4 protein-coding genes are annotated in these 4,015 nt (G+C 67.9%); 2 read left to right on the top strand and 2 right to left on the bottom strand.

Translation table 11 applies throughout. The annotated features are described in order from the left end of the window. Positions 1-130 precede the first annotated feature (130 nt). Both msrA and yczR read right to left on the bottom strand, forming a co-directional pair. A complete protein-coding gene (gene msrA / locus ELR45_RS34065) occupies positions 131-796 on the bottom strand; it encodes a peptide-methionine (S)-S-oxide reductase MsrA (protein ID WP_129670244.1) in 666 nt (221 codons plus the stop codon). A 171-nt stretch (positions 797-967) separates the two neighbouring features. Further along, on the bottom strand, positions 968-2,425 hold the full coding sequence (gene yczR / locus ELR45_RS34060; protein WP_129670242.1) for a MocR-like transcription factor YczR: 1,458 nt from the start codon (positions 2,423-2,425) through the stop codon (positions 968-970). A 201-nt stretch (positions 2,426-2,626) separates the two neighbouring features. Between yczR and yczE the strand changes: the two genes are divergently transcribed. Continuing rightward, positions 2,627-3,250 carry a membrane protein YczE gene (gene yczE / locus ELR45_RS34055; RefSeq protein WP_129670243.1) on the top strand — a complete coding sequence of 208 codons (624 nt, stop codon included), beginning with the start codon at positions 2,627-2,629 and terminating at the stop codon, positions 3,248-3,250. After that, on the top strand, positions 3,237-4,015 hold a 779-nt coding region (locus ELR45_RS34050), incomplete at its 3' end, for an aminotransferase class I/II-fold pyridoxal phosphate-dependent enzyme (protein ID WP_240760345.1). The genes yczE and ELR45_RS34050, both read left to right, overlap by 14 nt.

The raw sequence follows: 4,015 nt of genomic DNA, 5'->3' as shown, positions 1-4,015 counted from the left end.
CCTCGACTGCGCCTGCGGGCTCTACCTCAACGACCACACCGCCTGGCAGACCGACTAACACCCGACGGACTTACGGCGCGGACCACTTAGGTGGCCGTGCCTGGCTACGTGACTGACGCTCCGCCCTTGGCTAGCCGTCGGCGGGGAGGACACCGACCGGGCAGGCGACGCCGGTACCGGCTAGGCCGCAGTAGCCGTTCGGGTTCTTCGCGTCGGAGAGGTACTGCTGGTGGTAGTCCTCGGCATAGTAGAAGTCGCCGAGCTCTGCGATCTCCGTGGTGATCTCTCCGATCCCGGCGTCGGAGAGCCGGCGGGCGTAAGCATCGCGGGCGGCGAGAGTGGCGTCGCGCTGTGCTTCGGTCGTCCAGTAGACCGTCGAGCGGTACTGCGTGCCGACGTCGTTGCCTTGCCGCATGCCCTGCGTGGGGTCGTGCGATTCCCAGAACGTCTTGAGCAGATCGGCGTAGCTGATGCGGGCGGGATCGAAGACGACGCGGACCACTTCGGCATGCCCGGTCTGCGAGCTGCAGACCTCCTCGTACGTCGGGTGGGGTGTATGCCCACCGGCGTATCCGACGGCCGTGGTCCAGACCCCCGGGAGCTGCCAAAACTCTCGTTCAGCGCCCCAGAAGCAGCCCATGCCGAAGACTACTTCCTCGTGACCGGCCGGTGGTTCGGCGTCGATCCGCGTGCCGAGGACCGTGTGTGTGCCTGTGAGCGAGAACGGACGGGCGTCGCGCCCGGGGAGCGCCTCGTCGGCGCCGACCTGACGGGTCTTGGCGGACAGACCGAACACGGACAACCGAATCACCTCTCACGAAACACCTGAGCCCATGATCATGAACACTTGCCGTGCTATATGAACGAAAAGTGTTCATGATCATGGACGATCTCCACTCTGCTCCAACATAGCGCGGTCGCCGAATGTTCCTCCCGGCCGTGCTGGACGCCGCCCGGCGCGGTCGCGTCACGCAACGAGATCTCCGAAGCTGTCGGGCGGACGCGGCGCCTGGTCGGTGACCGCGGTATGCGCCTGTGCGATCAGCGGGACGGCGTGCTGAAGTACGTCGGCGGGCAGGGTGTACGGCAGACGTAGTCGACGTTCGAACGCGCCGTCGATACCGAAACGAGGGCCGGCTGCCAGCCGCACGCCGTAGCGCTCAGCGGCGGCCGCCAGACGGCTCGATACCGCATCGCCGATGTCGCACCAAAGGACCAGGCCACCGCCGGGCACCCGCACGTGCCAGCCCGGAAACGTCTGCGTGAGGGCATCGACCAACGTGTCCCGACGGTGCCTGAGCTCCCGTCGTCGTGCCACGAGCTCGTCGTCGATCCGGTTCAGCAGCTCGACGGCGATCAGCTGGTCCAGCACGGGTGATGAGATGTCGAACGACGCCCGGACCGCTGCCAGACGGCGGATGATCGACGCGTCCGCACGGATCCACCCGGCTCGAAGCCCACCCCATATCGTCTTGCTTGTGCTGCCGATGGTGATCGCGAGCCCGCTGGTCAGGTGGCTGGCGAACGGCGCCGGCATGGGGGCATCGTCCAATCGCAGGTCGGTGAGGGTCTCGTCGATGACGGTCATCGTCCGGCTACGAAGCAGCGGGGCGGCGAGCCGACCTCGTACGTCGTCGTCGGCCAGGTGGCCGGTCGGGTTGTTGAAGTCCGGCACCAGGTAAGCGAGGCCGGGTGAGGTCTGCCGCACCGAGGCCGCGAAGGCGTCGACATCCCAGCCGTCGTCGGTGAGTGCGACCGGTACCGGACGGGCATCCCGGCGCCGGATGGCGTCGATCGCGTTCGGGTACGTCGGATGGTCTATCAGTACCCGGTCGCCGGCGTGGATCAGCAGAGACAGGACGAGGGAGAACGCGTGCTGCGCTCCCGACGTGATGAGGACCTGCTCCGGCGTGGTGGCGAGGCCACGCGATGTGAAGCGCTCGGCTACCGCGGCTCGCAATTCCGGGATGCCGAACAGGTTATAGCCAGACCCTGCCAGGTGCCCGGGTAACCGATCGGCGACAGCGCCGTACACCTCGCGCAATGTGTTTGACGGCGCTTCGGGCGCCGCATGGGCGAAGTCGAGCACCTGCGAGCCGTCGGGACCGAACGGCGCCCAGTACGCTCCTGCAGAATCGTCGTGCCTCGACGCCGGCAAGGCCGTCCGGGTCCCGGAGCCCTGCCTGCTGTGTGCATAGCCGTTGCTGCGCAGCAGGTCGTATGCGCCGGTGACGGTGGTACGGCTGACGCCGAGCGCGGAGGCGAGTTCACGTTCGCCGGGCAGCCGCGTCTCGAGGGAGATCCTGCCGTCGAGAATCAGCATCCTGACGCTCGCCGCAAGGCGGACGTAGGCCGGCCGGCTGGAATCGTGCCGGTGCCACTCACCGAGTGCCCGAGCAAGTTGATGGCCGCTGACGGTCTGCATGATGCCACTTTTGCACAAGTGGCTATGGAATAACAGTCCAATCTCGCCCACGATGACATGGTGCGCAGTCATTCGCTTCTCCGCCTGCCCCGGTCCGCCCGTGCCGGGGAGCCGATCCAATCGCCGGAACCTCCCTCGGCTTCCGCGGTGGGAGTCCCCGGGGCCGGTGTCTCCCCGGGTGCCGCACCCGAGCGCAGGCTGATGCGTCGGCTCGTCCAGCTCTATCTCGGGCTCGTCCTCTACGGCTTCAGCATGGCATTGATGATCGAGTCCGCCCTCGGCCTTAACCCGTGGGACGTGCTGCACCAGGGCGTCGCGAGCCGCACCCCGCTCTCGATCGGCATCGTGACGATCGCCACGGGTGCTGTCGTGCTGCTCGCCTGGGTGCCGTTGCGGCAGCGGCCAGGGCTCGGCACGGTCAGCAACGTCGTTGTGATCGGCCTAGCGGTCGACGCGTCGCTGTGGGCGATTTCCCAGCCCGATCTCCTTGCCGTGCGGATCGGCTTCATGGTGGCTGGTGTGGTGCTGAACGCCGTGGCGACGGCCGCCTACATAGGTGCGCGGTTCGGCCCCGGGCCGCGGGACGGCCTGATGACCGGCCTGGTCCGCCGTTCAGGCCGCTCCGTCCGAATGGTACGGACATCGATCGAGGCGACGGTGCTGCTGGCCGGATGGCTGCTGGGTGGCACCGTCGGCGTGGGCACCGTGTTCTACGCCGTGAGCATCGGCCCGCTCGTCCACCTACTGCTACCCCGGCTCACCATCGACGAACGAGGTGCGCGGCCGGGCGTTGGCGGCGTAGTGTCCACTCGTGCACGGATTTGAGACGCGAGCCATTCACGCCGGACAGGAGCCAGACCCGCGGACCGGAGCGGTGATCCCGCCCATATACGCCACCAGCACGTACGCGCAGGACGGCGTCGGTGGTCTGCGCGAGGGCTACGAGTACAGTCGCTCCGCCAACCCCACTCGCACGGCGCTGGAAGAGTGCATCGCCGCCCTGGAGGACGGCGCGCGGGGCCTTGCTTTCGCCAGCGGAATGGCGGCCGAGGACACGCTGCTCCGGACGGTGCTCAGTCCGGGTGACCACCTCATCATCCCGGACGACGCGTACGGCGGTACGTACCGCCTGATCAGCCGGGTCGTCGAGAGGTGGGGCGTGACGTGGACGCCGGTACCGGTCTCCGACGTCGACGCGGTTCGGGCTGCGCTGCGGCCCGAGACGAAGGTGGTCTGGGTCGAGACGCCGACCAACCCGCTGCTGAACGTGGCTGACATAGCCGCGCTTGCGGGAGTCGCTCACCAGGCCGGCGCGCTGCTCGTGGTGGACAACACCTTCGCGACACCGTACTTGCAGCGTCCGTTGGCACTCGGCGCCGACGTCGTGGTCCATTCCACGACGAAGTATTGCGGTGGCCACTCCGACGTCGTCGGCGGAGCGCTGGTCGCGGCCGATCCCGCCCTCGGCGACGACCTCGCCTATCACCAGAACGCCATCGGGGCCGTCGCCGGGCCGTTCGATTCATGGCTGGTGCTGCGCGGGCTGAAGACGTTGGCGGTGCGGATGGATCGGCACTGCGACAATACCGA

It is taken from the genome of Phytoactinopolyspora endophytica (assembly GCF_004138495.1).
GTDB lineage: Bacteria > Actinomycetota > Actinomycetes > Jiangellales > Jiangellaceae > Phytoactinopolyspora > Phytoactinopolyspora endophytica.
Note: the sequence above shows the minus strand (reverse complement) of the source record. Positions and strands in the feature narration are given on the sequence as shown.